The sequence below is a fragment of the Sediminibacterium sp. genome (assembly GCF_051860225.1).
Lineage (GTDB): Bacteria > Bacteroidota > Bacteroidia > Chitinophagales > Chitinophagaceae > Sediminibacterium.
This window is the reverse complement of sequence record NZ_JBHYEI010000002.1, coordinates 747,823-769,940: the sequence shown is the minus strand read 5'-3', so window position 1 is coordinate 769,940 and position 22,118 is coordinate 747,823. Positions and strand designations below refer to the sequence as shown.

At 34.4% G+C, this 22,118-nt stretch carries 28 protein-coding genes and 1 pseudogene; 21 read left to right on the top strand and 8 right to left on the bottom strand.

All coding sequences use genetic code 11. From position 1 onward, the window contains the following. The first annotated feature begins 47 nt into the window (after window positions 1-47). Window positions 48-389: a hypothetical protein gene (locus tag ACTIEI_RS10415; protein WP_439506230.1), complete on the top strand. Its 342-nt coding sequence runs from the start codon at window positions 48-50 to the stop codon at window positions 387-389. 318 nt (window positions 390-707) lie between these two features. Here the strand turns inward: ACTIEI_RS10415 and istB are convergent, their stop codons facing one another. From istB to ACTIEI_RS10395, 4 genes and pseudogenes are all read right to left on the bottom strand, one after another. Then, window positions 708-1,439 (bottom strand): IS21-like element helper ATPase IstB, encoded by a 732-nt coding sequence (gene istB / locus ACTIEI_RS10410; RefSeq protein WP_295232021.1) that lies wholly within the window; start codon window positions 1,437-1,439, stop codon window positions 708-710. A 32-nt stretch (window positions 1,440-1,471) separates the two neighbouring features. Further along, window positions 1,472-2,083 carry a Mu transposase domain-containing protein gene (locus tag ACTIEI_RS10405; protein WP_439506247.1) on the bottom strand — a complete coding sequence of 204 codons (612 nt, stop codon included), beginning with the start codon at window positions 2,081-2,083 and terminating at the stop codon, window positions 1,472-1,474. Beyond that, window positions 2,081-2,716: pseudogene (gene istA / locus ACTIEI_RS10400) on the bottom strand (IS21 family transposase); the annotation flags it as partial. The gene ACTIEI_RS10405 and the pseudogene istA, both read right to left, overlap by 3 nt. A gap of 12 nt (window positions 2,717-2,728) precedes the next feature. Next, on the bottom strand, window positions 2,729-3,028 hold the full coding sequence (locus ACTIEI_RS10395; RefSeq protein ID WP_439506229.1) for a hypothetical protein: 300 nt from the start codon (window positions 3,026-3,028) through the stop codon (window positions 2,729-2,731). Window positions 3,029-3,200: 172 nt separating this feature from the next. On the opposite strand from ACTIEI_RS10395, the gene ACTIEI_RS10390 reads away from it, so the two are divergent. From ACTIEI_RS10390 to ACTIEI_RS10360, 7 genes are all read left to right on the top strand, one after another. Further along, window positions 3,201-4,148, top strand: a complete 948-nt coding sequence (locus ACTIEI_RS10390; protein WP_439506228.1) for an AAA family ATPase — start codon at window positions 3,201-3,203, stop codon at window positions 4,146-4,148. Window positions 4,149-4,209: 61 nt separating this feature from the next. Next, window positions 4,210-4,434: a hypothetical protein gene (locus ACTIEI_RS10385; RefSeq protein ID WP_439506227.1), complete on the top strand. Its 225-nt coding sequence runs from the start codon at window positions 4,210-4,212 to the stop codon at window positions 4,432-4,434. A 304-nt stretch (window positions 4,435-4,738) separates the two neighbouring features. Beyond that, the gene (locus ACTIEI_RS10380) at window positions 4,739-5,236 is read left to right on the top strand and encodes a DUF6978 family protein (protein WP_439506226.1); all 498 of its coding nucleotides are present in this window, start codon (window positions 4,739-4,741) and stop codon (window positions 5,234-5,236) included. Further along, window positions 5,233-6,018: a DUF1829 domain-containing protein gene (locus ACTIEI_RS10375; RefSeq protein WP_439506225.1), complete on the top strand. Its 786-nt coding sequence runs from the start codon at window positions 5,233-5,235 to the stop codon at window positions 6,016-6,018. The genes ACTIEI_RS10380 and ACTIEI_RS10375 overlap by 4 nt, the downstream gene beginning before the upstream one ends. Before the next feature lie 112 nt (window positions 6,019-6,130). Further along, complete coding sequence (locus ACTIEI_RS10370; RefSeq protein WP_439506224.1) at window positions 6,131-7,828, top strand: ATP-binding protein; 1,698 nt, start codon at window positions 6,131-6,133, stop codon at window positions 7,826-7,828. After that, window positions 7,816-8,610 (top strand): hypothetical protein, encoded by a 795-nt coding sequence (locus tag ACTIEI_RS10365; protein WP_439506223.1) that lies wholly within the window; start codon window positions 7,816-7,818, stop codon window positions 8,608-8,610. Before ACTIEI_RS10370 ends, ACTIEI_RS10365 begins: the two co-directional genes overlap by 13 nt. A 6-nt stretch (window positions 8,611-8,616) precedes the next feature. Further along, window positions 8,617-9,522 carry a helix-turn-helix transcriptional regulator gene (locus tag ACTIEI_RS10360; protein ID WP_439506222.1) on the top strand — a complete coding sequence of 302 codons (906 nt, stop codon included), beginning with the start codon at window positions 8,617-8,619 and terminating at the stop codon, window positions 9,520-9,522. Here ACTIEI_RS10360 and ACTIEI_RS10355 read toward each other — a convergent pair. Beyond that, window positions 9,519-10,064, bottom strand: coding sequence for an AAA family ATPase (locus ACTIEI_RS10355; protein ID WP_439506221.1), 546 nt, complete (start codon window positions 10,062-10,064; stop codon window positions 9,519-9,521). The two genes, ACTIEI_RS10360 and ACTIEI_RS10355, sit on opposite strands and share 4 nt — an antisense overlap. A 174-nt stretch (window positions 10,065-10,238) precedes the next feature. Between ACTIEI_RS10355 and ACTIEI_RS10350 the strand changes: the two genes are divergently transcribed. Beyond that, entirely contained in the window at window positions 10,239-10,619 is a 381-nt protein-coding gene (locus ACTIEI_RS10350; RefSeq protein WP_439506220.1) for a type II toxin-antitoxin system death-on-curing family toxin, read from the top strand. A gap of 9 nt (window positions 10,620-10,628) precedes the next feature. Here ACTIEI_RS10350 and ACTIEI_RS10345 read toward each other — a convergent pair whose 3' ends face one another. After that, on the bottom strand, window positions 10,629-10,784 hold the full coding sequence (locus ACTIEI_RS10345; protein ID WP_439506219.1) for a hypothetical protein: 156 nt from the start codon (window positions 10,782-10,784) through the stop codon (window positions 10,629-10,631). Between the two features lie 492 nt (window positions 10,785-11,276). On the opposite strand from ACTIEI_RS10345, the gene ACTIEI_RS10340 reads away from it, so the two are divergent. The 5 genes from ACTIEI_RS10340 (at window position 11,277) to ACTIEI_RS10320 (ending at window position 15,928) form a co-directional block, all read left to right on the top strand. Further along, complete coding sequence (locus ACTIEI_RS10340) at window positions 11,277-14,000, top strand: outer membrane beta-barrel protein (RefSeq protein ID WP_439506218.1); 2,724 nt, start codon at window positions 11,277-11,279, stop codon at window positions 13,998-14,000. 6 nt (window positions 14,001-14,006) lie between these two features. Then, a complete protein-coding gene (locus tag ACTIEI_RS10335; RefSeq protein ID WP_439506217.1) occupies window positions 14,007-14,783 on the top strand; it encodes a GLPGLI family protein in 777 nt (258 codons plus the stop codon). Window positions 14,784-14,947: 164 nt separating this feature from the next. Next, complete coding sequence (locus ACTIEI_RS10330) at window positions 14,948-15,304, top strand: hypothetical protein (protein WP_439506216.1); 357 nt, start codon at window positions 14,948-14,950, stop codon at window positions 15,302-15,304. 101 nt (window positions 15,305-15,405) lie between these two features. Next, window positions 15,406-15,570 carry a hypothetical protein gene (locus ACTIEI_RS10325; RefSeq protein ID WP_439506215.1) on the top strand — a complete coding sequence of 55 codons (165 nt, stop codon included), beginning with the start codon at window positions 15,406-15,408 and terminating at the stop codon, window positions 15,568-15,570. Continuing rightward, entirely contained in the window at window positions 15,557-15,928 is a 372-nt protein-coding gene (locus ACTIEI_RS10320) for a type II toxin-antitoxin system VapC family toxin (protein WP_439506214.1), read from the top strand. The genes ACTIEI_RS10325 and ACTIEI_RS10320 overlap by 14 nt, the downstream gene beginning before the upstream one ends. Window positions 15,929-15,999: 71 nt before the next feature. Here the strand turns inward: ACTIEI_RS10320 and ACTIEI_RS10315 are convergent, their stop codons facing one another. Then, on the bottom strand, window positions 16,000-16,149 hold the full coding sequence (locus ACTIEI_RS10315; RefSeq protein ID WP_439506213.1) for a hypothetical protein: 150 nt from the start codon (window positions 16,147-16,149) through the stop codon (window positions 16,000-16,002). A gap of 159 nt (window positions 16,150-16,308) precedes the next feature. Then, complete coding sequence (locus ACTIEI_RS10310; RefSeq protein ID WP_439506212.1) at window positions 16,309-16,770, bottom strand: hypothetical protein; 462 nt, start codon at window positions 16,768-16,770, stop codon at window positions 16,309-16,311. 137 nt (window positions 16,771-16,907) lie between these two features. Between ACTIEI_RS10310 and ACTIEI_RS10305 the strand changes: the two genes are divergently transcribed. From ACTIEI_RS10305 to ACTIEI_RS10275, 7 genes are all read left to right on the top strand, one after another. After that, the gene (locus tag ACTIEI_RS10305) at window positions 16,908-17,264 is read left to right on the top strand and encodes a hypothetical protein (RefSeq protein ID WP_439506211.1); all 357 of its coding nucleotides are present in this window, start codon (window positions 16,908-16,910) and stop codon (window positions 17,262-17,264) included. A gap of 127 nt (window positions 17,265-17,391) precedes the next feature. Beyond that, on the top strand, window positions 17,392-17,640 hold the full coding sequence (locus tag ACTIEI_RS10300; protein WP_439506210.1) for a DUF2442 domain-containing protein: 249 nt from the start codon (window positions 17,392-17,394) through the stop codon (window positions 17,638-17,640). A 352-nt stretch (window positions 17,641-17,992) separates the two neighbouring features. Further along, window positions 17,993-18,157 carry a hypothetical protein gene (locus tag ACTIEI_RS10295; protein ID WP_439506209.1) on the top strand — a complete coding sequence of 55 codons (165 nt, stop codon included), beginning with the start codon at window positions 17,993-17,995 and terminating at the stop codon, window positions 18,155-18,157. Between the two features lie 357 nt (window positions 18,158-18,514). Continuing rightward, complete coding sequence (locus tag ACTIEI_RS10290; RefSeq protein WP_439506208.1) at window positions 18,515-19,405, top strand: hypothetical protein; 891 nt, start codon at window positions 18,515-18,517, stop codon at window positions 19,403-19,405. A gap of 193 nt (window positions 19,406-19,598) precedes the next feature. Continuing rightward, window positions 19,599-19,946, top strand: coding sequence for a hypothetical protein (locus tag ACTIEI_RS10285; RefSeq protein ID WP_439506207.1), 348 nt, complete (start codon window positions 19,599-19,601; stop codon window positions 19,944-19,946). A 67-nt stretch (window positions 19,947-20,013) separates the two neighbouring features. Beyond that, window positions 20,014-20,826, top strand: coding sequence for a hypothetical protein (locus ACTIEI_RS10280; RefSeq protein WP_439506206.1), 813 nt, complete (start codon window positions 20,014-20,016; stop codon window positions 20,824-20,826). Further along, window positions 20,790-22,118 (top strand): Zn-dependent hydrolase, encoded by a 1,329-nt coding sequence (locus tag ACTIEI_RS10275; RefSeq protein ID WP_439506205.1) that lies wholly within the window; start codon window positions 20,790-20,792, stop codon window positions 22,116-22,118. The genes ACTIEI_RS10280 and ACTIEI_RS10275 overlap by 37 nt, the downstream gene beginning before the upstream one ends.

Genomic DNA, 22,118 nt, shown 5'->3' with positions numbered 1-22,118 from the left:
AGCTAATATTGGGGGCTTCGCCCCCAATATTTATAATTTGACTCGAAATGAAAAATTTATTACTAATAGCAGGGTTTATTTTAATTGTGTTAAACACATTAATTGGACTAATTATTTCAAAATATTCACCATTCAATTATTTGATGGTAGATTTGAGTTTGCTCATTTCAACGGTTCTAATTTATTTTTTTTCCAATAGCAACATATCAGACGGTTATAAAATCGGCCTGACAGTTTTCTTTGCAATTACTGGACTTGCAAAAGTTGTTTGCAGTATATTAGCACCGCAACATTTTCAAGACAACTTCTTAATTGTAATTGTGTTAGGACTAATAAGTTTTGAAGCATTGTGCTTATTCAGTGCATTTGCCATGAAAAAGTTTGCTTAACGACATCAATGTGTATAATCCACAAGATTAATGTCCCATTTCTTTTATTATTCTTCTATAAATATTGTATAATCAAACCTATGTGGTAAGCGTAACAAGGGGTCAATCATAGATGGTATTAGGCTTGTGACTCGTAGATTTTTCAGTTTAAAGAACTTTTCTAAACAGGCTGCCATCTTGTAGAATCTGTCTAAATCTCTCAAGAATTCGTTAGAAAGTCGGAGCAACGAAGTTGCGACTGGATATTACGCTCAAAGTTTACCACCATTACGGTACAAAGTTTACCACCCGTAGGGAGTTGTTGATGGTGGTATAAAACTAGTTTAATTTTTTTGAACGTAGTGAGTCGCCTTTTAATTCTATTTTATGTGCATTAGCTGTCAGTCTGTCGCAGATAGCATCAGCGAGTGTTGGTTCATTAATATATTCATACCATTTTTTAATAGGTAGTTGGGAGGTAATAATAGTAGAGCCTTTTGCAAAGCGGTCTTCCAAGATTTGCAAAAGGGATAGGCGCATATCTGGGCTTAATGGTTGTAGTCCAAAGTCATCAATGATGAGTAATGGAGTTTTAGCAATCATGTTTAGCCATCTTACATAAGTGCCATCTAATCTTGCTGCAGCTAATGCTTCTATCATTCTGTTCATTGAGTAATAGACTGTTCTAAATCCAAGATTACATGCGTTTCTACCCATGGCACAAGCAAAATAACTTTTACCACTGCCTGTTGAACCCGTGATTAAAATATTCTCTGCCTTTTCAATAAAAGTGCCATCAGCTAACGTGGTCAACATCTCTTTGGTAATACCTCTGCCAGGCGTACAATTAATTTGTTCAGGTGTTGCATTGTAACGGAGTTTAGAGAGTCGTAAGTAGAGCTGTGTTCTTTGGTGTACCCGGTAGCTAGCTTCTGCTTCGCTAAGAGAAGCGATTAGCGCATGTGGTTCAGGTTGTTGGTGAACAGGTTGTTTAATAACGGACTCATAGCGCTTGGCCATGCCCGTTAATTTTAAGGTTTGTAATTGTTCGAGTGTGCTTTGTTGATTCATTGATATATGTTTTAAGGATGAATAAAAGAACTTTATTGGTAGGCATCAGGTCCACGAAGATTGGTGTGCTCGGGTAGTTTAAATAAATCATTTTGGTAGTACGACTCTAGTTGATCCAGTTGTTCAAGTCTATTAATCAAAATATTTTGTAGTGTTCTATAGTTAAATACATTACCTATTAATGCTCTTTTACAAGCAGCTTCTAAACGGATGGAACCATATTGCTTATTGAGCCGAAGAATACCTTTGCAAGCATTATAGGTCTGTTCTGTAATTGCTCTAGCTTTTAATACTCGGTCTATATAGTGGTAGGTTGATGGGCCAATAATAGAAGCTTGATCTAAAAAATAATGAGCACTATGCCCTTGTTGTTCACGGTAATGAAGATGGTCTGGAGGCATATGATCTGTATTAGTTGTGTAGTCATGTTTCTTGTAAGCTCTTCGATGTATTGCAATACGGGTGTGCTTATAGTAAATCTCTACATTATCCGTATCGTATATTACACTTACTTGCTTGCCAATTAAATCGGATGGAACACTGTAATGATGGTAGTTTTCTCCAAGCGTTATATGATAATTCCTTTGAACTTTAGCAGATACTTGGTGCTTAATAACAAATGGACTTGAGCTCAGCGGTTGCAACAATGGCTGCTCTTCTTGTTTAAATAACTGTGCTCTACTATGGTCTTTTAACTGGAATAGTTTTTCATTGTGCAGCTTCAGGTGTTCAAGAATCGCAGCATTGAGCTCATCAATATCATACATCACTTTATCCCTTAGTGGAGCGTAGATACGCTGGTAGGCAATTTTAACTTCGTTCTCTACCGAAGCCTTATCCTTTGGTTTAGCCACTCTGGTTGCTAAGAGCGTGATATTGTTGTGTAGTGCCCATTGTTGTAGAACTTCACTAAATACTGGTTCGTAACGGCAGGACTTAGTTACAACCTGCTTCATATTATCAGTCTTAAGTACGAGTGGTACTCCTCCAAAATATTGCAAGCATTGATTGAGTCCCTTTATAACTTGAGGAATGGTAGCGTCTGATAAAGCCATTAAAAAACTGTATTTACTGTAGGGCATTACACATACCAAAACAGGACAGGCAATCAGCTCACCAGTTGATTTATTAACATAGCTCATTTTATCACCAGCAAAATCTACCATCATCATCTCTGCTGGCTTATGCGTTAAACGCATGGTGGCTTTAGTGGTCTGAAGGGCTTGTTTAATTAACTCACAAAATCGGGTATAACCAAAAGGACTAACGTATTCTTTGCGATATTCCTCTCAAAGTAGTAGTCGCGTAACACCAGGTCGCTCTAGTTCTTTTACAAAATAAGTTACACGGTTATTAAAATCAGTACGTCGTTCGTCTTCACTATAATCTATCGATACTACAGGTGTATATACAATGGAACTTAACTCAGGATCGCCTAGTTGACGTAAAGCTTCAAAGGGAATAGCTGTGTTTTTTAGCCTAGTGGCATAAACCGTAATGGTTGGTCTGCAAATACCTAACTGAGTTGATATTGCCCGAAGTGAATATCCTTTTTCTAAAAATTGGATGATTGCTCGAATTTGTTGCATTGATATCACTTGATTGGCCATGCTTCTTTTTAAAAAGCAAGGACGTTAATAAATGGTATCAACAACTACCTTAAGTGGTAAACTTTGCGCCGTATTGTCATCCTAAGCTATACCTAGCTGGTAAACTTTGGAGTGAAATAAACTTCCATAAAATCACGTAAAGTGGTAAACTTTGGGGCGTAATATCCAATATTTTAATTCAATACCAAATAAAACAGAGTATGAAAACATCAATTGTATACCAGCAGTAAAATATTTTTTAAATGAGTATAAGCCAGCTATTATTGATTTTAATTACACCAAAACAAGTAGAGATAAACCTCTCAGCGCAGAATTCGAAAAATTTTATTTAGTATTCAATCATAATGTGATTGTTTATTTCGACATCTCTCACTCAACTGTAAAAATCTTATTTAAGGATAGCAATATTTCTAAAGTAGATGAAATAATTAGAATAGTCCACAATTTCAAGCAAAAGAAAATAAAGGATAATCCCTATATATTTGTTTTAGTAATGACTTCAGCTGGATTCAATACTAGGGCATTAAGTATAACCAAACCCACTTTGAATATTTCAGATAACTATAATGATGATTTTTACACAGTACATAAAACAATACTAAAGCGATTGTCTAAATCCAATGATAAAGGATTAGTCTTGTTACATGGAAAACCAGGAACGGGTAAAACATCTTATATCCGATATCTAATTGGCTCAGTAAAAAAGCGCATCATTTTTCTGCCACCAAATATGGCTGGTAACATAACAAATCCTAGCTTGATATCTATTTTGATAGAAAATCCTAATTCAATTTTTGTTATCGAAGATGCTGAAAAAATTGTAATTGATAGAGAAACAGACGGCAATTCCCCAGTGGCTGCAATTTTAAATATTTCAGATGGTTTATTGGCCGATTGCCTCAATATTCAAATTATATGTTCATTTAATACCGATATATCTAAAATTGACTCAGCTTTAATGAGGGCAGGAAGGTTAATTGCTAAATATGAGTTCAAGGAATTAACTGTTGAGAAAGCACAGCATTTGTCTAATCAGTTAGGATTTAATACAAATATCGAAACACCAATGACTGTGGCTTCAATATATAATCAAGCATGATAACTTATGGCTGATTCACTAATACTAATCATTTAAACACTTTAAATTAAAATTTACACATATGGGCCCATTTTACATCATCGAATTAACCGTTAATATCAGGAAAAAAAATGGAACACAGTACAGTAAACCAGTAACCACTGAAGTCGAATCTAACCAGCTCATAAAGCTAGGTTCAATCAATGGAGCAAATAATCTTAAAGCAGTAAATATGCTTTTTGGCAGCCAATTTTTGGGTGAGGAAATTGTCAGCTATCACAGCTATAAACAGACTCTTAAAAAATAATTATTTAAGCAATAACCCCATTGTTCCGCCACTTTTGGCGCCCTGGCTCCCATGGATTGGGGCTAATTTTAAGTCCCCTAATAATAACAGCTTATTAATTGTAAGTGAGAGTAACTATTTGACAGATGATATTGATGTTACTCAAAAAATTTTATGCGAAAGCTAATTGAAAAAGACACAAGATCATATAAGATATAATGTCTTTAGATAAATTAATCATTACAAAGCCTGCTCTTTACAATCAACCTTTAAATTCAAGTATAAATACCTAATTACACAATCAAACATCCAATTATTTTGCAGTATGTTTTCAAATGAACTAGCAAAAAAATTGATAAACTTGCCCAAAGAAATAGATGGTGATTTTACGACAATTAACTTGAATGACGATAAGACCAGAATTTATTTGAAAAATAGTGAGGAGCCAGAGTACTATTTTTTATGGGAAGTATCGACGAATAAAAAAATCAGTTTTAAGGTTTCTCTTCACAGTCAGGAAGACAATTCAAAAGAAGGACTTATTCGAATCGATTACAAAGGGGGACATAAAAACCCTGAAACTATAATCTCTCCGATTCCCGAGCTTTTAAAGCCATATATAGGCTATTGGTTTACAAATGAACCACATATACATATTTTTGTACAAGGTTATAAAGATTTAGCTTGGGCAGTGCCCCTAGGTGTTTATAATTTTCCTACTTTAGACATAAATAGCTATGAAGACTTTGCAGATGCTTTAATTTCATTTTCTAAAGAAATAAATATAATATCACGTTTTAATGTTCAAAAGCCACTTATATGATTTGGGTTAATTCCTTGATAAAAGATTACTACACTTGGCTTAAAAGCAAAACCGTTGTTTTGCCTGATGAGAACACTGAATGGACTGCAATACAGACACCATTTTTTGGCTTGTATAATGACGTTATTGAAATGTATGCCAAAAAAACTGGTAGCAAAATTATTTTGTCAGATAATGGAGAAACTTTCAATAATCTGGACTTAGTAGGAACATCATTAAACCGGGCTGGAGAAAGAAGAAATATTGCCGAAAGAATTTTATTGAATTATGGGGTTCAATTAGATGGTACAGAATTAGTCATCGAAACTACTGAACAGAATTTCCCACAAAAGAAACATAATTTTTTATCTGCAATCATGGAATTAAATGATTTATACGTTTTGTCTAAATCAAATGTTGCTTCCATTTTTAAAGAGGATGTAAGAATGTATCTCGATACTCAAAATATTATTTACACTCCCGATTTTATTTCAAAAGGTTCTACTGGATTGGAGTTTATGTTTGATTTTCAAATTGCGGGAAAGAACAGTGAATTAGTATTAAAGTCGTTTAATACAATTAATAAACAAACGCTAAGTAGCTTTCTTTTCAGCTGGGATGACATAAAGCCAGTGAGAGAGAAAGTGAGTAAAAAAGCCGTTACAGCTATTGCCGTTTTAAACGACGAAGAAAAACCAATCAAATCAGAATATTTGGAAGCTTTAACCAGCAAAGGTGCTAACTATATTATTTGGAGTGAAAGAAATAGTGAAGCTAATTTGATGAAATTAAAGGCTGCTTAACAAAGAGTCATCTTACGCTCAGGTCTAATTCCCCGCATTTTTTTATGTACTATGCATTGAGCGCCACACCTTGACGCCCTCTTATCTCATCTTCGCTCTACAAACCAAGAAGATGGAAATTAAACAAGACAATCCCACACTAGATGCAATCATTTCAATTTACGAACAAGCCAAAGATTCTAAATTTTCCCAGGGCTTTCTAGCGTCTATTCAAAAAGACTCAATCACCTTACAGCAGTATTTTAAATTAGATGCTGATGAGTCACTTTTATTAGCCCTTTTCATCGCCAGCCACCTCGAAGAAGACAATGTAGATTTACAGAAATTGGCTGCACATATTGGTTGTAGTAAACTTAAAATTCTATCCTTTAAAACAATCATAGACAACTTCTTTCAACTCGGAATATTGGCTAAAGAGCAGGTTAATATACGAATGAGGTTAATGGGGAATCAATCGCTCAGTTATGTGGTTAATAAGGTCCTTATGGATGCTATATTAGACCATAAGCCAATGCCAATTATAACCAAAGCACCTCCAAAAGATATTTTCGAATTATTAGAACTGGTTTACAAGTTAGGATTGGAACGAGATGATCGAAAAGTAGATACTTTCCGAATATTAACTTGTCTCATTGAATATTTAGAAGAGAACGTGCATTTTCCTTTAGTCAGCAAGTTGAATGAGTTCGATTTAGAAATACAGAATAAATTCATTTTTCTTCATGTTACTTGGAAAACAGTAACAGGTTCTTCTTCAGTTGACGTGTTTAGAATGATGGAAGGAATGAGTGATAGTAATGCTTACCGCTATTCCGAATTGCAAAAATTCTTAGACGGCGAAAACGAATTAATTAAGCATGATCTGCTAGAAGTGAATCCCGCAGTAATGACTACCGACACGACTTGTCAATTAACAGATAAAGCATTTCAGATCCTGCGTGATTGCGGTTTAAATCTTAAAAAAGTTTCTAAGCATCGAAAAGACATTATTAAACCCACCGATATCAAAGAAAAGGAATTGATATTTAGCCATGCTGAACTAAGCCAAATTCAAACACTGGAGAAGTTAATTGAAGAAACATCTTTTCTAGAAATGCAAACCCGATTAACGGATAAGGGATTGCAACCAGGTATTTCAATTTTGTTGCATGGCGCACCAGGAACTGGTAAAACAGAAATAGCCAAACAATTGGCCAGAAAAACCAATCGAGAGTTGATGCACGTAAATATTAGTGACTGCAAGACCATGTGGTTTGGAGAGAGCGAAAAAATTGTTAAGAAACTCTTTACAGATTATAAAGCCTATTACAAGGATACTAAAACACACCCGATACTTTTTTTTAATGAGGCTGATGCTATTATCTCAAAACGGAAGGAATTACGCGGCTCCAATGTGGAGCAAACCGAAAACGCTATTCAAAATATTTTATTAGAGGAGCTGGAAAATTTTCAAGGTATTCTGATAGCAACTACAAATCTGATTAATAATATCGATCCTGCATTTGATCGTCGCTTTTTATTCAAAATTAAATTTCATCCACCAACCCTAGTGAATCGAGCCAGTATCTGGAAATTAAAGCTGCCAGAATTAACCAATAAGCAGGCGAATCAACTGGCGCAATCATTTTCTTTTACGGGTGGCCAAATTGATAATATTTATCGAAAAAAAGAAATCGCTGAGTTGCTCTATGGGAAGTCAGTTGATTTTGAAACCATTCTCGGCTTTTGCAAAGAGGAAAGCTTACATCAGACAGTAAATTCTATTGGATTTAGAACAATAAAACAAAATCTAATACAATGCGAAATGTAGAGAAAGAAGCTGCAATCTTTATCCCATTATTAAAGCAATATTGTGCAAATATTGCTACTTTAAATATAGATAAAGAGTTTCCTACGCTTTTCATACCACAGACGATGTCAAGGTATGCGGATGCTTCAAAGAAGATTTTCTATTTTGGAAGAGATACCAATCGTTCTTATCAACCCATTGACCTAATGGAATCGTATCGGAACAACAATCTTGAATCCTATATTTATGATAATCACGCTTTACTAAATGAGGATTTCTTTTTGTGGGAAACAGAAGCACGTACATTCTGGTTACTTGTATTGAATTTACACCTGCGTTTAAAGGGCATCAATCAATACATGGATATTATCTGGGAAGAATACAGTAATGTCGATTTAATTAGTGAATTAAATGATTTTGGGCATGGCAATACTAATGCTATTCAAGTAAAGCAAACACTTCAGCAAAATGGGGTTTGGTCGAAAATTGATATAGCTAAATACCTAGTAGTAAAGGAAAAATCTAGGATTTTTGATTGTTTATTACATACTATTCAAGCGTATCGGCCAGACTTGGTTTTCATATTTGATTGGAGTTCTAATTACCAGCAATTCCTGGAGGGATTAGAATATACTATTGAGAAACGAAATGTTTTAAATGGATATTTTTTTGTAATCAATTTAAAAAATTATCCAACCCGTATCATCTGGACCATTCATCCCCGATCTTTACCTAAAGGATCTTTAAATAAGGAATCTGTAGCTATTAATAACTTAATTGATATTATCGTATCTCAACTATAAAGAAATATGCCTAAAGAAAATTACTTAAGCCGATACTCACATATAGTAAAACGTTTAGAAAGAGGCCCTGCCACTTTTCAAGAAATTGCACATTATTTGGAAAACCAGTCTGAGATTGAGGGAATACAATTAGTTATTTCTCAACGAACATTTCAGCGAGACATTAAAGAGATTTATACCATGTTCGGATATGATATTCAGAACGAACAAAAGGGGGATAAACGTTACTATATTGCAGATGTACCAGAACAGAAGCAACATTCTCTACGTTTACTAGAGTCGTATCAAATCATGCATGCTTTACAAAACGCACGCGGATATGAAAAAGTAGTTTTGCTCGAAAAAAGACAACCTAAGGGCGTTGAACATTTTACGGGATTGTTATATGCTATAAATGAAAAAAAATCCTTGGCTTTTGAATACACCAAATTTGAAGATGATATTGTTACCAAACGGGTAGTGCATCCACTAGCTTTAAAAGAGGCCCAAGGTCGTTGGTATTTAATTGCTGTGGATACCAAAGATAATCGCTTAAAAACTTTTGGTTTAGATCGAATGGATGGGATCGATATTCATAAAACTAGTTTTAAAACAAAGTATCAGTATGATTTAAATGAGTATTTCCGCCATGCCTTTGGGATTAATACTGAAAGCCAGACCGAACCCGCTACTGTTAGACTAAGCTTTAGTTATGAGCAAGGCCAGTATATTAAAAGCTATCCCTTTCATGAGAGCCAGCAAATATTGGTGGATAATGAAAATGGGGTAGAAGTGGAGTTGGCCATTTATATAACCTGGGATTTTATAAAAGAGTTGCTTTCCTTTGGCCCTAATATGAAAGTGCTATACCCTAATAGTTTGAAAACAAAACTCAAAGAATTGCTAACGAAAACACTAAAACAATACAGTTAGTTCTCTATTGTTAGAATGCTGTCTCCAAACTTTTTGATTACGCCACCTATATAAGCTGGTCTTTGGAGATGTAAGTATCTATTTGTGATTCCTTTGTCTTCCAATTTTAATGGGTCTATATATTCTTTTAGCGTTTTTTTAGTATCGCTTGATAGAATTAATAAAACTTGATATTCACTTGAAAGATTAGTAATTTTTTCGACAAGATTTATCAAAGCTTGTTTAAGCAAATCCGATTTTAGGTGTTCAATATCGTCTAAAAAAATATAGTAAGGTATTCCCTTTACCCACTTGCATTTATTCAACTCAGATAGAAGATGTTCTATATGATGTTCTTTAAGCATACTCATTGGAAAATGAACAACTGGATTCTCAAATCCCTTTTTATACATACATCGATTGATTTTATAAACTAAGGATGTCTTGCCTACTTTAGCATTTCCATAAAGAAACCAAACGCCCCATTGCTGGGCAATCATATTGCCAATAGGCTCCATATCTTTTCTTTTCCTTCTATTGAGTGGTTGAACGATATATTTCATTTAGCAATAATAATTCTACCCCGCGTCAGGATATGGCGTTCATAGCTTCCATCTTGCTGAGAATCAAACACAATTAATTATAATAATTATGGATAATGAAGAAAATATTTTAATACTAGAATTACTAATCAAAATCCTAGCCGAGGATAAAGAATTATTACAAAAACTTGCCCAATGATTTCACTCAATAATGTGTTAACTATTCATCAAATGCTTGTGACGTCATTTGGTGGCTCACAAGGCGTTCGAGACAGAATGTTGCTAGAATCTGCTTTGGCTAGACCTCTTCAAACTTTTGATGGTAAAGAGCTTCATCCGACTATGATTGGTAAATCTACCTGTTTGTTTGAAAGCATTTTAATCAATCATCCATTTGTAGACGGTAATAAGCGAACAGGATATGTTCTGATGCGATTGATCTTACTTAAAAATGGCTTGGATATAAACGCAAGTCAGGATCAAAAGTATGAGTTTGTAATGCGGGTAGCTTCTGGACAAACTAAATTAGAATCTATTATTTCTTGGTTGGAGAACCATATTGAAAAACCTTCTTAATTTAGTCCTTTAAGTTATTAAATGAAACTCAACAGCTTTCGTAATACCCCAACCCCAATCCCCCAACCATACCATACCCTCCATGAACACCCTTCCCTTCATCAACACCAACGGACTCTGGAAACTAGATATGCCAGCGTTGATGGATCCAATCATGCCATCCACAAATCAATTAATTTTAATTGAAGCAGGTATTGTTACCATCCTCGACACACTATCCGCAAATCTGTTCACTACCTTAACCCTCGAATTCCATTATCAACCGATCCATCCATACGATGCACTACTCATAAAGGAGGGTGTGCGATACAAATGTGTATCGCTAATGAAAAAGGATAGGGATTTCTCAGTATGGTTTCCACCACCTATATACAAGGCAATGACAAACAACCCTAATCCGGATAGGATATATGTAAGTATTGGGAATGTGATGTTGTGAAAGATAGGAGATTAAATGGCATACAAAATCATTCTATTTTTTCGTCATATCATCCTTTCTTCATATATTCATATTACCCCGAATTATTACTGTTAGTACTTTACTGACCTTGCCTTATAATGTCTGGGAGTCAGGTGGCATTGCTCTGAAATAAATGAATAAAATGTAACTGTATTTACGAAACAACACTTTTGTAATGCTATCACTTTTATCTATAAATGAAAAAATATCTACTTCTACCTCTACTTTTTCTCTTTAATTGCCTTACCGCTTTTTCTCAGGATATAACCATTCGCGGAGTTATAAAAGATAGTGCATTGAAAATGAACATTAATAATGCCTCAGTGGTACTTTTAAATGCTAAAGATTCTATTATTCTTTCTGATGTTAGAACCTCATCAAATGGAGCTTTCGTTTTTTCTGGATTAAACAATAGCCAAAACTATATCTTATTCATAAGTTACCCCGGGTATCTAAGCGTTTCTAAAGTAATTAATATTGGTCAAGATAAGATTCTTGATTTGGGTTCAATATTTTTAACTTCTAAAGAAGTGTTATTAAAAGAAGTTGTAGTTAAATCAAGTATTAGGACAATTCAATTGCGAGGGGATACTTTACAATATAATACGGCTGAAATTCAACTTCCTCCAAATGCATCTGTAGAAGATTTATTAAAGATTTTGCCAGGACTTCAGGTAGACCCTAATGGGAAAATTTCTGCGCAAGGAAAAAAAGTTAAAAGAGTATTGGTTGATGGGGAGGAGTTTTTTAGTGATGATCCAGTTTTTGTTACACGAAATTTACGTTCAGAAATGGTAGCTAAAGTTCAGGTTTATGATAAAAAATCGGATGCAGCCATATTTACAGGGATTGATGATGGGATAAAAGACAAAGTCATCAACCTTCAATTAAAACAAGATAAAAGTAATGGGGTATTTGGAAAGGTTGAAGCAGGAATAGGACTAGGTAATCAGTTTACTCCCTATAGTGCTCAAGCTATGCTAAATAGTTTTAAAGGAAAACGGAAGATCTCTGGTTATACGGCATCTAATAATATAGGCCAATCTGGACTAGGGACTACAGAAAAAAATCAATTAGGTGTCAAAAACGACATTGAACGATACGATGGAAAGGGACTACCTCAATTTTCAATGGTAGGATTACATTTTGATAATAAATGGAATAAGGATCGTAATTCATTTAATGGCGATTACTACTATTCTATTTCCCATGTTTCTGGATTTGATTCAACATTTATGAATACAATTTTACCTAGTGGTGCAATCAAAAGATTTTCTAATACTGATTTTCAAAAAGAAGGATTTAGCCATAAAATGAATTTTGCATATAAACAAGAAGTAGGGACGAGGGGAACAATTACATTGAGTAATACAGCGTCTTATAATAAAGGGGCTTCTAGTCAGCAAAGCGCTTCCTCGGATCTAAATAGCAATGAACAATTTTTAAATCGGACAAATAATCAAACTAGTGTTAATGGGGAAGGTCGAAGAATACAAACTGCTTTTTTGTTTCAGCAAAAATTTAAGCAACCAGGCAGAACGATTTCTTTTTCCATAGAACAAGAATCAACTAGCTCAAATGAGCAACAAACAAATTTAACGGCTACTGAGTTTTATAATGGTAAACCATTATTGGATAGTACTAGAAACCTAGATCTTTTTAAAGGAAAGGATCAGACCTTGCAAAATTTGAAAATCGGACTTAGTTTTTCAAATAAAATCAATAATGCATTTTCTTTTATTCTCTCCGCAAATTCTGTATATGATGCTGTAAATGATCATAATTTATCCAATAGGATTGTTAATCCTACCGGAGCTATTGATTCGCTTTTTTCAACTATTCGAAATGATTCTCGAAAAATATTTTTGGGTAATCTAAGCTTCAATTTCGTAAAAAATAAAGTTAGCGCCTCCCTAGGTAGTGGTGCGGGAACAAATAGGCTTTTTATCAACAATCTTATTCAAAGAAAAGAATTTGAGCGAAGTTTTTCGGTTTGGAAACCATTTGGACGTGTTCAATATTCCATTAATGATAATACAAATCTTGGAATCAGTTATCGTGGTACAACAGTTGCACCAGGTTTCCAAGAGCTATCACCCCATGAGTTTAACAACGCTCAGCTAGTTACTTTCTCTGATAATTTGTCTATTAATAATGCATTTTCTAACAAAGTAACGCTAACCTATGAGTCATTTAAAAGCCTTACTAAAGCCTTCACTGGATTAATTATGAGTCATACCAGCACAAAGAACCCAATCAAACTGCTTTCGAATATTAACGCTAGTGGAGCTTATTTTTTGCAGTACGTTAATATGAGTGGTTATGCAGATCAAGAATTAGAGCTAACAGGTTTTTATTCAAAACCAATTCCGTCATTAAAAGTGCAAGCAACACTTGATTTGAGTGGTAAATCTGGAAATAGTTTTAGCTTCATAAATGGGTCATTGAATAAGCTTAGTTACAATATTGCTTCTACAGGCATTTTATTATCTAAAAATAAGTCTGGTAAATATGCGATTCAAGTGGGCGGTACGATTTATTATGATGTAAATTCTTTGAATGAAGGGTTAAAGATTATTCGAAATAATTTCGTTTCATATAAACTCAAATCTGAAATAGATTTATACTTGTCTACTTCATTTCAAATACATAGTGATGCAGAGTTTTTCAGACAAAGTAAGAATAATATTTTCACTGATAACTTTGATAGAATGGTTTGGAATGCAGGGATAAGTAAAAGCTTTCTAAAGGATAATCTTCTAACAGTTAAACTAACTGCAAATGATATACTAAATTCTAATGCTGGATTCTCAAGAGTTGCTACTTCAGCCATGTTTTCGGAAAATCGATTTTTAGCTATTAGGAGATATTTTATGTTAAGCGCTATTTGGAATTTTACTAAGTATAAACAAGTAAAGTAATTATAAATGATTAGGCTTTTTTTTATCATTATTTTTTTATTGACAGGAAAGTTCGCTTATTCACAATATTATTTTGTTGAACGGGGACGTATCATATTTGAAAGAAAAGTCAATACTCACGCAATTTTGCCTGAAGTGATTGGTGAATCTGGAATAGTTGCTAAAGAAGAATTTGTAACTTTCTTTCAGAAATATAAAGCAGATCATCCACAATTTTGGATAGATAGTTTTCAATTGATTTTTAATCACGATTCAATTTTGTATAAACCAGCTGGATCTATTTCTCCTTTTTTACATGGTATAGGAGTCCCAATGGCAGACAGGAACCAAGTGCTTACTGATTTATCATCCTTTCAGTTTTTTGCAGAAAAAAATGCCTACAACGAACAAAAGGTCATAAGAGATACATTAACTAAAATCCGCTGGAAGCTAACAGATGAAATTCGTGAAATTGCAGGTTTTGAATGTAGGAGAGCAAATGCTTTGATCAATGATTCTATATATATCGTAGCTTTTTATACAGATGCTATAAAGACCAAAGGAGGGCCGGAACTTTTTAATGGATTACCAGGTATGATACTAGGTGTAGCTATTCCCCATTATCATATCAGTTATTTTGCTACCCGTTTTGAGGCTTTATCTAAATCTGAAAAAATGACAACTCCCAACTTTGTATTTCAAAAGAGTAAAATCAAACAAATAGACTATTTTGAAGGAATGCTTAATTATCTAAAAGATAAGAATCTCGATAGTCCATGGATGAAAGTATTTATAAGATTGTAAATATAAGTTCCTATATCAAAGCTTACTTTTATTGAAAAGGGTTTTTTGTTTCGTCCTTAATTTGGTGATTAAAAATCAACCATTATGGACTTAAAAGATCAAATTATTCAAGCGTATTTAACCTAACACCCCAACCCCAATCCCCCAACCCTCTCACTCCCTTCATGAACACCCTTCCCTTCATCAACACCAACGGACTCTGGAAACTAGATATGCCAGCGTTGATGGATCCAATCATGCCATCTACTAATCAATTAATCTTAATAGAAGCAGGTATTGTTACCATCCTCGACACACTATCCGCAAATCTGTTCACTTCCTTAACCCTCGAATTCCATTACCAACCCATCCATCCATACGATGCACTACTCATAAAGGAAGGAGTGCGATACAAATGTGTATCGCTGATGAAAAAGGATAGGGATTTCTTGGTATGGTTTCCACCACATGTATACAAAGCAATGACAGACAATCCTAATCCGGATAGGATATATATGCGTATTGGGAATGTGATGGTGTAATAGCAGATAGATTAGGTATTTATACCTGCTATCAACACAGTCAATATGGCTATTTTCGATATTCAAGATTATAATCTTAAATTCGTAATAAATCATTAGTTATGGTTCTTGTTCTAAAAAAAGGTGCATCTAAGAAGCAAATTGAAGCATTGGAGAAAAAAATAAAAGGCAAAAAAGGAATTGACATTATTAAATATTGTGGATCAGTTAAGCTTAAAAAAGATGCATTGACAATTCAAAAGGATTTACGCGATGAATGGAAATAAGCTTTTGCTTGATACCAACGCAGTGCTCTACGTATTGTCCGGAGATGAAACATTGGCAAAATTTCTCAATGGTAAAGAGCTTTATTTATCTGTTATCACAGAGTTAGAACTCTTGTCATTTAAAAAATTAACCAATAAAGAAACTAAAATCATTAATACATTGTTGTCAGAACTTGTAATTGTTAATATCACAGAAGAGATTAAAAAACATACCATTCAAATTAGAAAAAATTCAAGTTTGAAATTGCCAGATTGTATTATTGCTGCAACTTCTATGGCCCTGGCCATCCCGCTAATTTCTGCTGATAAACAATTGAGTAATTTGAAAGGATTGAATATTATTTTGTATGAAAAGTAGAAATGCGTTAAACTTATACAGGTAATAATATTTTCATCTAAAAGGACTTCTAAAATTAAGCTGTTCAATCGTTAATTTCTATCTCTCTTGATCTTTGTTTTGCTGTTGGTCTTTAGCCATTGAGCTTGTTCCTTGGCCTCTTTTAAGGTAACTGCAGGCTGCTTAGATAAGATGATGGTGCTTAACTTGGCTCTTTCCAGAAAGGATATCTTGTATTTCATCTTTCATGCAATTTGACTTCTACGAAGATAGTCAATTTAATAAAATCGAGGCCACTCCCTATCATAACAGCTCCAATCCCCCCAATTGCTTACATTTTGTAGACATTTTTTTCAATGACTGTATATTCCGATGAAAGCCAGATGGACGACATCAATACCTTAATAAACTAAAGTCGGCTTTCCATTTTTACATTGAACAAATTTAGGTGACGGTTCTACCATGCAATTCGATATTAATTGATTCTTTATATTGTATCGCTGGCATTGCTCATTATAAAACTTAAGTATTGCTGAAAAGCACTTTTCGTTTTTCTTGTTGTAAGGAATATAACCAGCTGGACCACCACAAGGCTTATGTCCTATTCCGGCAATACCCCATTCAGCCGAATTATCACATATTTCAGACTTTGAAGCACTAATAACTAACCTATATAATCGTTCTAAGATTTGTTGATCAAAATTATTAGTGGTTGAAGTTGATATTGAATCTTTCGGAAACTCACAAGTATCTAATTCATTTGGAGGAGTAGAAATGTCCTGAGTGCAGGAGGTTAAGCAAAATATAGTATAAACAAAAAAAGGAATCAAATATGACTTCCAGCCTAGCCAGTTGTTTTTCATAATTATATCTTTTCTTTATTGACTCAAATTTAAACTTAGCCGCTGCCTTTCGAAAAATTAATCAAAAATAAGTTTTAAAGATCACTGGCTTGTTTTGGTAGTCATCCCTCAATCCCCCCAACCATACCACTACCTTTATGAACACCCTTCCCTTCATCAACACCAACGGACTCTGGAAACTAGATATGCCAGCGTTGATGGATCCAATCATGCCATCTACTAATCAATTAATCTTAATAGAAGCAGGTATTGTTACCATCCTCGACACACTATCCGCAAATCTGTTCACTTCCTTAACCCTCGAATTCCATTACCAACCCATCCATCCATACGATGCACTACTCATAAAGGAAGGAGTGCGATACAAATGTGTATCGCTGATGAAAAAGGATAGGGATTTCTTGGTATGGTTTCCACCACCTATATACAAGGCAATGACAGACAACCCAAATCCGGATAGGATTTATGTGTGTATTGGGAATGTGATGGTGTAATGGCAGATAGACTAGGTATTTATACCTGCTATCAACACAGTCAATATGGCTATTTTCGATTATCGATATTGTAATCCAATGAATAAACAGTTTAATAATTTACTTAACTTTATAAAGCACTGAATTTATGCTCATCACACATCATATAGAAACAGTAATCTTTGACGATAATATAATTCGTGTAATGATAGATGGTCACTTATTTGAATTTCCAATCGACAAAATTTCAACCAAATTAGCTTTGGCAACCGAAATTGAAAGGTCTTATTTTAAAATTTCACCTACTAGATATGGCATCCATTGGCCTTTAATTGATGAGGATATATCTGTAGATGCATTCATCAATCAATCAATATCCTTTAAGAAAAACTCTTAGGGGCTTTATGCTAAAAGCGGACTAAAAAATCGTTGCCCCCAAATAATTTAGCTACTAACAATCAAGACAGCTTCCGTTCTGCTACAGCTTTAATCCCCTCAAAAAACTCCAACCTATAAGTATATATACTTAAGCTTAATTTATAGTTGCTTTTTACTTTCGAATGCACAATTAAATGAATAGCTTTTGAACAGTGAGATATATCAATTTGAATCTAGTAATATTTACGAGTATCGATTCAAAAGTTTAGGTAAAAGGATTATTACTAAAGTAGTTCAATTTGCACCTTTAAATGGGATGATTCCAAGAATTATTTAGGTTTTTTTTATAAATTAAATAGTTAAATTTGAATATGCCAATTGTCAAAAAACTTTCACCAGTTCCACCAAAATCAGCCAGTAAGAAAACAGGTACTAAAAAGCGTATTATTGTTCAACAATCAATGACTACTATTTCTTTGTTTGCAGGCAAAATTAAAAAGGCTAATGATTTACTTTCTGTTGCTAAGTTGATGTAGTTCTCCTTCAACCCATCCATCCATGTGATGCATTACTCTTGAAAGAAGGAGTGCGATACAAATGTGAATCCCTAATGAAAGAATCTGGATAGGATATATGTGCGGATTGCGAATGTAATGGATAGGAGATTAAATGACATACAAAATCATTCTATTTTTTCTTCATATCATCCTTTCTTATTATTTTCACAGTACCCCGAATTATTACTTATTACAAACCATCTTACCGTTAGTGCTTTACTGACCCTTGCAATCTATTGTCTGGGAGTTAGGGGACTGAGCTGTGGAAGTAATTAAAATATAAAATGTATAAGTGTATTTATGCAACGACTCTATTTTACTAACAAAAGCAAATAAATGTTTGATTTTTTAAAGAGCATTTTTGGACAAACCAAGCAAGTTGAATTACCATCTGAAATACCAAATAAAGATTATGTAAAACAACTTATTGAGAACTTAAAAGAAGTAAAAAATAATAAAAAAGTAATTCCATTTACTATACAAGGCCTAAAGCCCAAAGGATTTCTAGTAAAAATTGGAGGACTATTTGGCTTTCTTCCATTTGCTCATATGCCTTGGAATTATCTAAATAGACTTCATTGGAATATTGTTGCACCATACTTAATTGGACACCAATTTTATGGAAGTATTCATAGCTTAAAAGAAACAAAACCAATTCACATTACTGTTGATGGACAGAAACACAAATTTCAAGCAAATGATTTAGAAATTGGTGTAGCGTATGAGAGCATAGTAATACAAAAAACACGCTATGGACTTTTCTTAGAAGCTGGTTATGACTTCAATTGGGAATATGGCTCATTCTTTGGATTAGCTCATAAATCAACATTCTTTGACTTAGACGATTATGGAAATATTAAACAAGGCGACATAGTTACAACATATTTTCACGGCTACAACAAAGATAAAAAACCAATCTTTGGAGATACCATAAAAGAAATAGATTTTTTAACAGGAAAACTTGACAAGTATATCAATACAACAGTTGAGGTAACAGTTAGAAAGTTGCCAAACAATAAGAGCGAATACTTCGTTGACAATATTTATCCTGCAACATTATCTGTAACAAAGACAATTTATCCAAACGACAAGAAACACATAAAAGAAGTCGTAGCAAATTTCATTGACAATGAAAAAATAACCTGTGAAGTTCTTGGAATTAGTGACAGAAGTAAAAAAATGCAATTGAAACTAATTGATGAATACAAACGAATAAAAATAATGTAGGAAGGGTGGTGGTGGTTATCTATCAGGATTATGGAGTTAGATACTACAAAGTATATCATCGTTTAAGGAACAAAATTCAGTAGAAAGCCTACATTGGAAAATTCATCGACCGCATGATGTACTTAGAGGAATACCGCCAAGGTTATACAAACAAGAAGCCCATTAGCTTAGAAGAAAAAAATTTATACATTTAATGTATACTCAAATTGGGGAGCCTTCAACCGAATTAACATTTATGGATTTTGGCTATAAAACAGCATTGGATGAAAAAAAATACGCTGATATTAGCGATTACTCTTATAATGGGAAGCGTGAAATGCCATGGATAAATCCACCAACAAAGTCATCGCTACTTAAAACAAGAAAGCCGAATGCGGATGCAGTTGCGGCTTGGTGGCAAAAAAGCAAAGCCGATTGGACGAGAATAGGTGCATTAAAAGAGGCCTTACAATTGGTATTGCCCTTAAAAAAATCAAACAATAAAAGAATTGCACAAGATGCAGAACGTCTAGAAGTATTATGGTCGTATATAGATAAATAAATAGTTAACCTATAATATTACTCAATAATATTGCAATTATTCTTAATTAAAAGATTCACCTCAAACCATGTTTAAAAAACTTACGCTGTTTTGTTTTGCCTTCGCAACGATGACTTGCTATGCACAAAAAACCAAAATACCCATTACTGGTATTGATGCCATTAAACTAGGCGAATCAATTAGTAAAGTCAATAATTACGGCTTCCCATTTATTGCAGTAACAAAGTTTCATCTAAGCGATTCTGTATACCTCGGCAATGCCTTTAACCCCAAGCAACCTTTATTTGTCAATAAAGCCAAAGCCGCCGAAACTAGAATAGAAGACATTTACGTAGATAGCGGCAAAACATTTTGCCCAGATGTTGCTGTGTTTATTACCAATAGCTTTGTTTTTAAACAATTGAAACATTCTATAACTGCTACATTAGCTTTAACCTACTATAAAAATGTACTGATAGAAATTAGAATTATTGATAGTGCACAATATATAAAAGATAATTATAGCTTCGGCATTGGCCGTTACGGCACAAATTTTAGTAAAACATTTAACGCTGCAAAAAGCTATCTAGCAGAACGTGAAAATGCTACCCACCCAAGTTGGAAAACTAAAACTGCTATTGCTACTATTGGTAAGCAGCTAAGCGATGATAACTTTTTAGAAAGCATATTTTGGCAAAATAGCAACAACTCGTTTTCTTACAATTACTGTTCTGCCCCTTTAAGGTTTTGGGCCAATAAATTTTTACCAACTCATGGTTGGGGATGTGTAGAAGGGGTTATGATTATTAAAAATGAGAAAGCCTATAAAGCTATGACTGACTGTTCGGATAAAACTATTTCCTTATGCAAAGAAGACAATTCATACAAAACGCCTCTTTAACTGCTTTAGGCATTGCCACCTTCGGCGGGATTAAAGCTGTAACTAGATCAGCTGCCTCCGGCAATGCACTACGGGTAAACGGAAAGCGCATTGAAAGCCGCATTTTTGAATTGGCAAAATTTGGAATGGATGCCAATGGCCATGGCACCCGTGTTGCATTTACCCAAGCAGATATTGAGGGCCGTGCATGGTTTATAGCGCTCATGAAAAAAGCCGGTCTAAATCCCACCATTGATACTGCTGGAAATATTATAGGCAAACGCAAGGGCAAAAACAATGCACTAAAGCCTATTGCTTTTGGTTCTCATATTGATATGGTGCCCGATGGGGGCAATTACGATGGTACATTGGGTTCTATTGGCGCATTGGAAGTGATAGAGATTTTGAATGAGCAAAATATAATGACTGAACATCCCCTCGAGCTAATCATTTTCAGCAATGAAGAGGGCGGTACTATTGGCAGTAAAGCTATGGTAGGGGATATTACTAAAGAAGGCTTACAGCAAAGAAGTCAAAGTGGCTTAACCATGGGGGAAGGGATACGGGCTATTGGCGGAAACCCCGACGATATTCAATCTTGCATCCGCAAAAAAGGAGATATTCATGCCTGGTTGGAATTACATATTGAACAGGGTGGAATCTTAGAAAAAGAAAATATACAGATTGGGGTAGTAGAAGGGATTGTAGGGATTGTGCATTGGGAAATAATCGTAGAAGGATTTTCGAATCATGCAGGCGCCACTCAAATGAATATGCGTCAGGATGCATTGCTGGCGGCTTCTAAATTGGTCATTGCGGTAAATGAAGTGATTAACAGTGTTAAGGGAACTCAAGTGGGAACAGTAGGAAAAATTTCTGTGCTGCCTGGTGCCTATAATGTGATTCCTGGTAAAGTTCAAATGGGTTTAGAAATTCGCGATTTGTCTGCTGATAAAATTGACATGCTATTCAAAGAAATTGAAAGGCGGGCTGCCTTAATTGCGAAAGCTTCTAAGACCAACATTCGGTTTGAAAGACAAGCCAATGAATCTAAGCCAGCATTAACGGATAAGAAATTACAGCAAACCATTAATGCCACCGCTAAATCATTAGGATTTAGTACCAAGTTCATGCAAAGTGGGGCAGGGCATGATACACAACATATGAGCTCCATCGCTCCAGCCGCAATGATTTTTATACCGAGTGTTGGGGGCATTAGTCATTCACCCAAAGAGTTTTCTAAAGCAATCGATATGGAGAATGGAGCGAATGTATTAATGCAAACCATACTATTCATTGATAAATCAAATTAA

What these genes read in the sequence shown, in the direction of transcription:
- ACTIEI_RS10415 (WP_439506230.1), top strand. Translation starts at nt 48, where the DNA reads ATGAAAAATTTATTACTAATAGCAGGGTTTATTTTAATTGTGTTAAAC.
- istB (WP_295232021.1), bottom strand. Translation starts at nt 1,439, where the DNA reads ATGAATCAACAAAGCACACTCGAACAATTACAAACCTTAAAATTAACG.
- ACTIEI_RS10395 (WP_439506229.1), bottom strand. Translation starts at nt 3,028, where the DNA reads ATGCAACAAATTCGAGCAATCATCCAATTTTTAGAAAAAGGATATTCA.
- ACTIEI_RS10385 (WP_439506227.1), top strand. Translation starts at nt 4,210, where the DNA reads ATGGGCCCATTTTACATCATCGAATTAACCGTTAATATCAGGAAAAAA.
- ACTIEI_RS10380 (WP_439506226.1), top strand. Translation starts at nt 4,739, where the DNA reads ATGTTTTCAAATGAACTAGCAAAAAAATTGATAAACTTGCCCAAAGAA.
- ACTIEI_RS10375 (WP_439506225.1), top strand. Translation starts at nt 5,233, where the DNA reads ATGATTTGGGTTAATTCCTTGATAAAAGATTACTACACTTGGCTTAAA.
- ACTIEI_RS10370 (WP_439506224.1), top strand. Translation starts at nt 6,131, where the DNA reads ATGGAAATTAAACAAGACAATCCCACACTAGATGCAATCATTTCAATT.
- ACTIEI_RS10365 (WP_439506223.1), top strand. Translation starts at nt 7,816, where the DNA reads ATGCGAAATGTAGAGAAAGAAGCTGCAATCTTTATCCCATTATTAAAG.
- ACTIEI_RS10360 (WP_439506222.1), top strand. Translation starts at nt 8,617, where the DNA reads ATGCCTAAAGAAAATTACTTAAGCCGATACTCACATATAGTAAAACGT.
- ACTIEI_RS10355 (WP_439506221.1), bottom strand. Translation starts at nt 10,064, where the DNA reads ATGAAATATATCGTTCAACCACTCAATAGAAGGAAAAGAAAAGATATG.
- ACTIEI_RS10350 (WP_439506220.1), top strand. Translation starts at nt 10,239, where the DNA reads ATGATTTCACTCAATAATGTGTTAACTATTCATCAAATGCTTGTGACG.
- ACTIEI_RS10340 (WP_439506218.1), top strand. Translation starts at nt 11,277, where the DNA reads ATGAAAAAATATCTACTTCTACCTCTACTTTTTCTCTTTAATTGCCTT.
- ACTIEI_RS10335 (WP_439506217.1), top strand. Translation starts at nt 14,007, where the DNA reads ATGATTAGGCTTTTTTTTATCATTATTTTTTTATTGACAGGAAAGTTC.
- ACTIEI_RS10330 (WP_439506216.1), top strand. Translation starts at nt 14,948, where the DNA reads ATGAACACCCTTCCCTTCATCAACACCAACGGACTCTGGAAACTAGAT.
- ACTIEI_RS10325 (WP_439506215.1), top strand. Translation starts at nt 15,406, where the DNA reads ATGGTTCTTGTTCTAAAAAAAGGTGCATCTAAGAAGCAAATTGAAGCA.
- ACTIEI_RS10320 (WP_439506214.1), top strand. Translation starts at nt 15,557, where the DNA reads ATGAATGGAAATAAGCTTTTGCTTGATACCAACGCAGTGCTCTACGTA.
- ACTIEI_RS10315 (WP_439506213.1), bottom strand. Translation starts at nt 16,149, where the DNA reads ATGAAATACAAGATATCCTTTCTGGAAAGAGCCAAGTTAAGCACCATC.
- ACTIEI_RS10310 (WP_439506212.1), bottom strand. Translation starts at nt 16,770, where the DNA reads ATGAAAAACAACTGGCTAGGCTGGAAGTCATATTTGATTCCTTTTTTT.
- ACTIEI_RS10305 (WP_439506211.1), top strand. Translation starts at nt 16,908, where the DNA reads ATGAACACCCTTCCCTTCATCAACACCAACGGACTCTGGAAACTAGAT.
- ACTIEI_RS10300 (WP_439506210.1), top strand. Translation starts at nt 17,392, where the DNA reads ATGCTCATCACACATCATATAGAAACAGTAATCTTTGACGATAATATA.
- ACTIEI_RS10295 (WP_439506209.1), top strand. Translation starts at nt 17,993, where the DNA reads ATGCCAATTGTCAAAAAACTTTCACCAGTTCCACCAAAATCAGCCAGT.
- ACTIEI_RS10290 (WP_439506208.1), top strand. Translation starts at nt 18,515, where the DNA reads ATGTTTGATTTTTTAAAGAGCATTTTTGGACAAACCAAGCAAGTTGAA.
- ACTIEI_RS10285 (WP_439506207.1), top strand. Translation starts at nt 19,599, where the DNA reads ATGTATACTCAAATTGGGGAGCCTTCAACCGAATTAACATTTATGGAT.
- ACTIEI_RS10280 (WP_439506206.1), top strand. Translation starts at nt 20,014, where the DNA reads ATGTTTAAAAAACTTACGCTGTTTTGTTTTGCCTTCGCAACGATGACT.
- ACTIEI_RS10275 (WP_439506205.1), top strand. Translation starts at nt 20,790, where the DNA reads ATGCAAAGAAGACAATTCATACAAAACGCCTCTTTAACTGCTTTAGGC.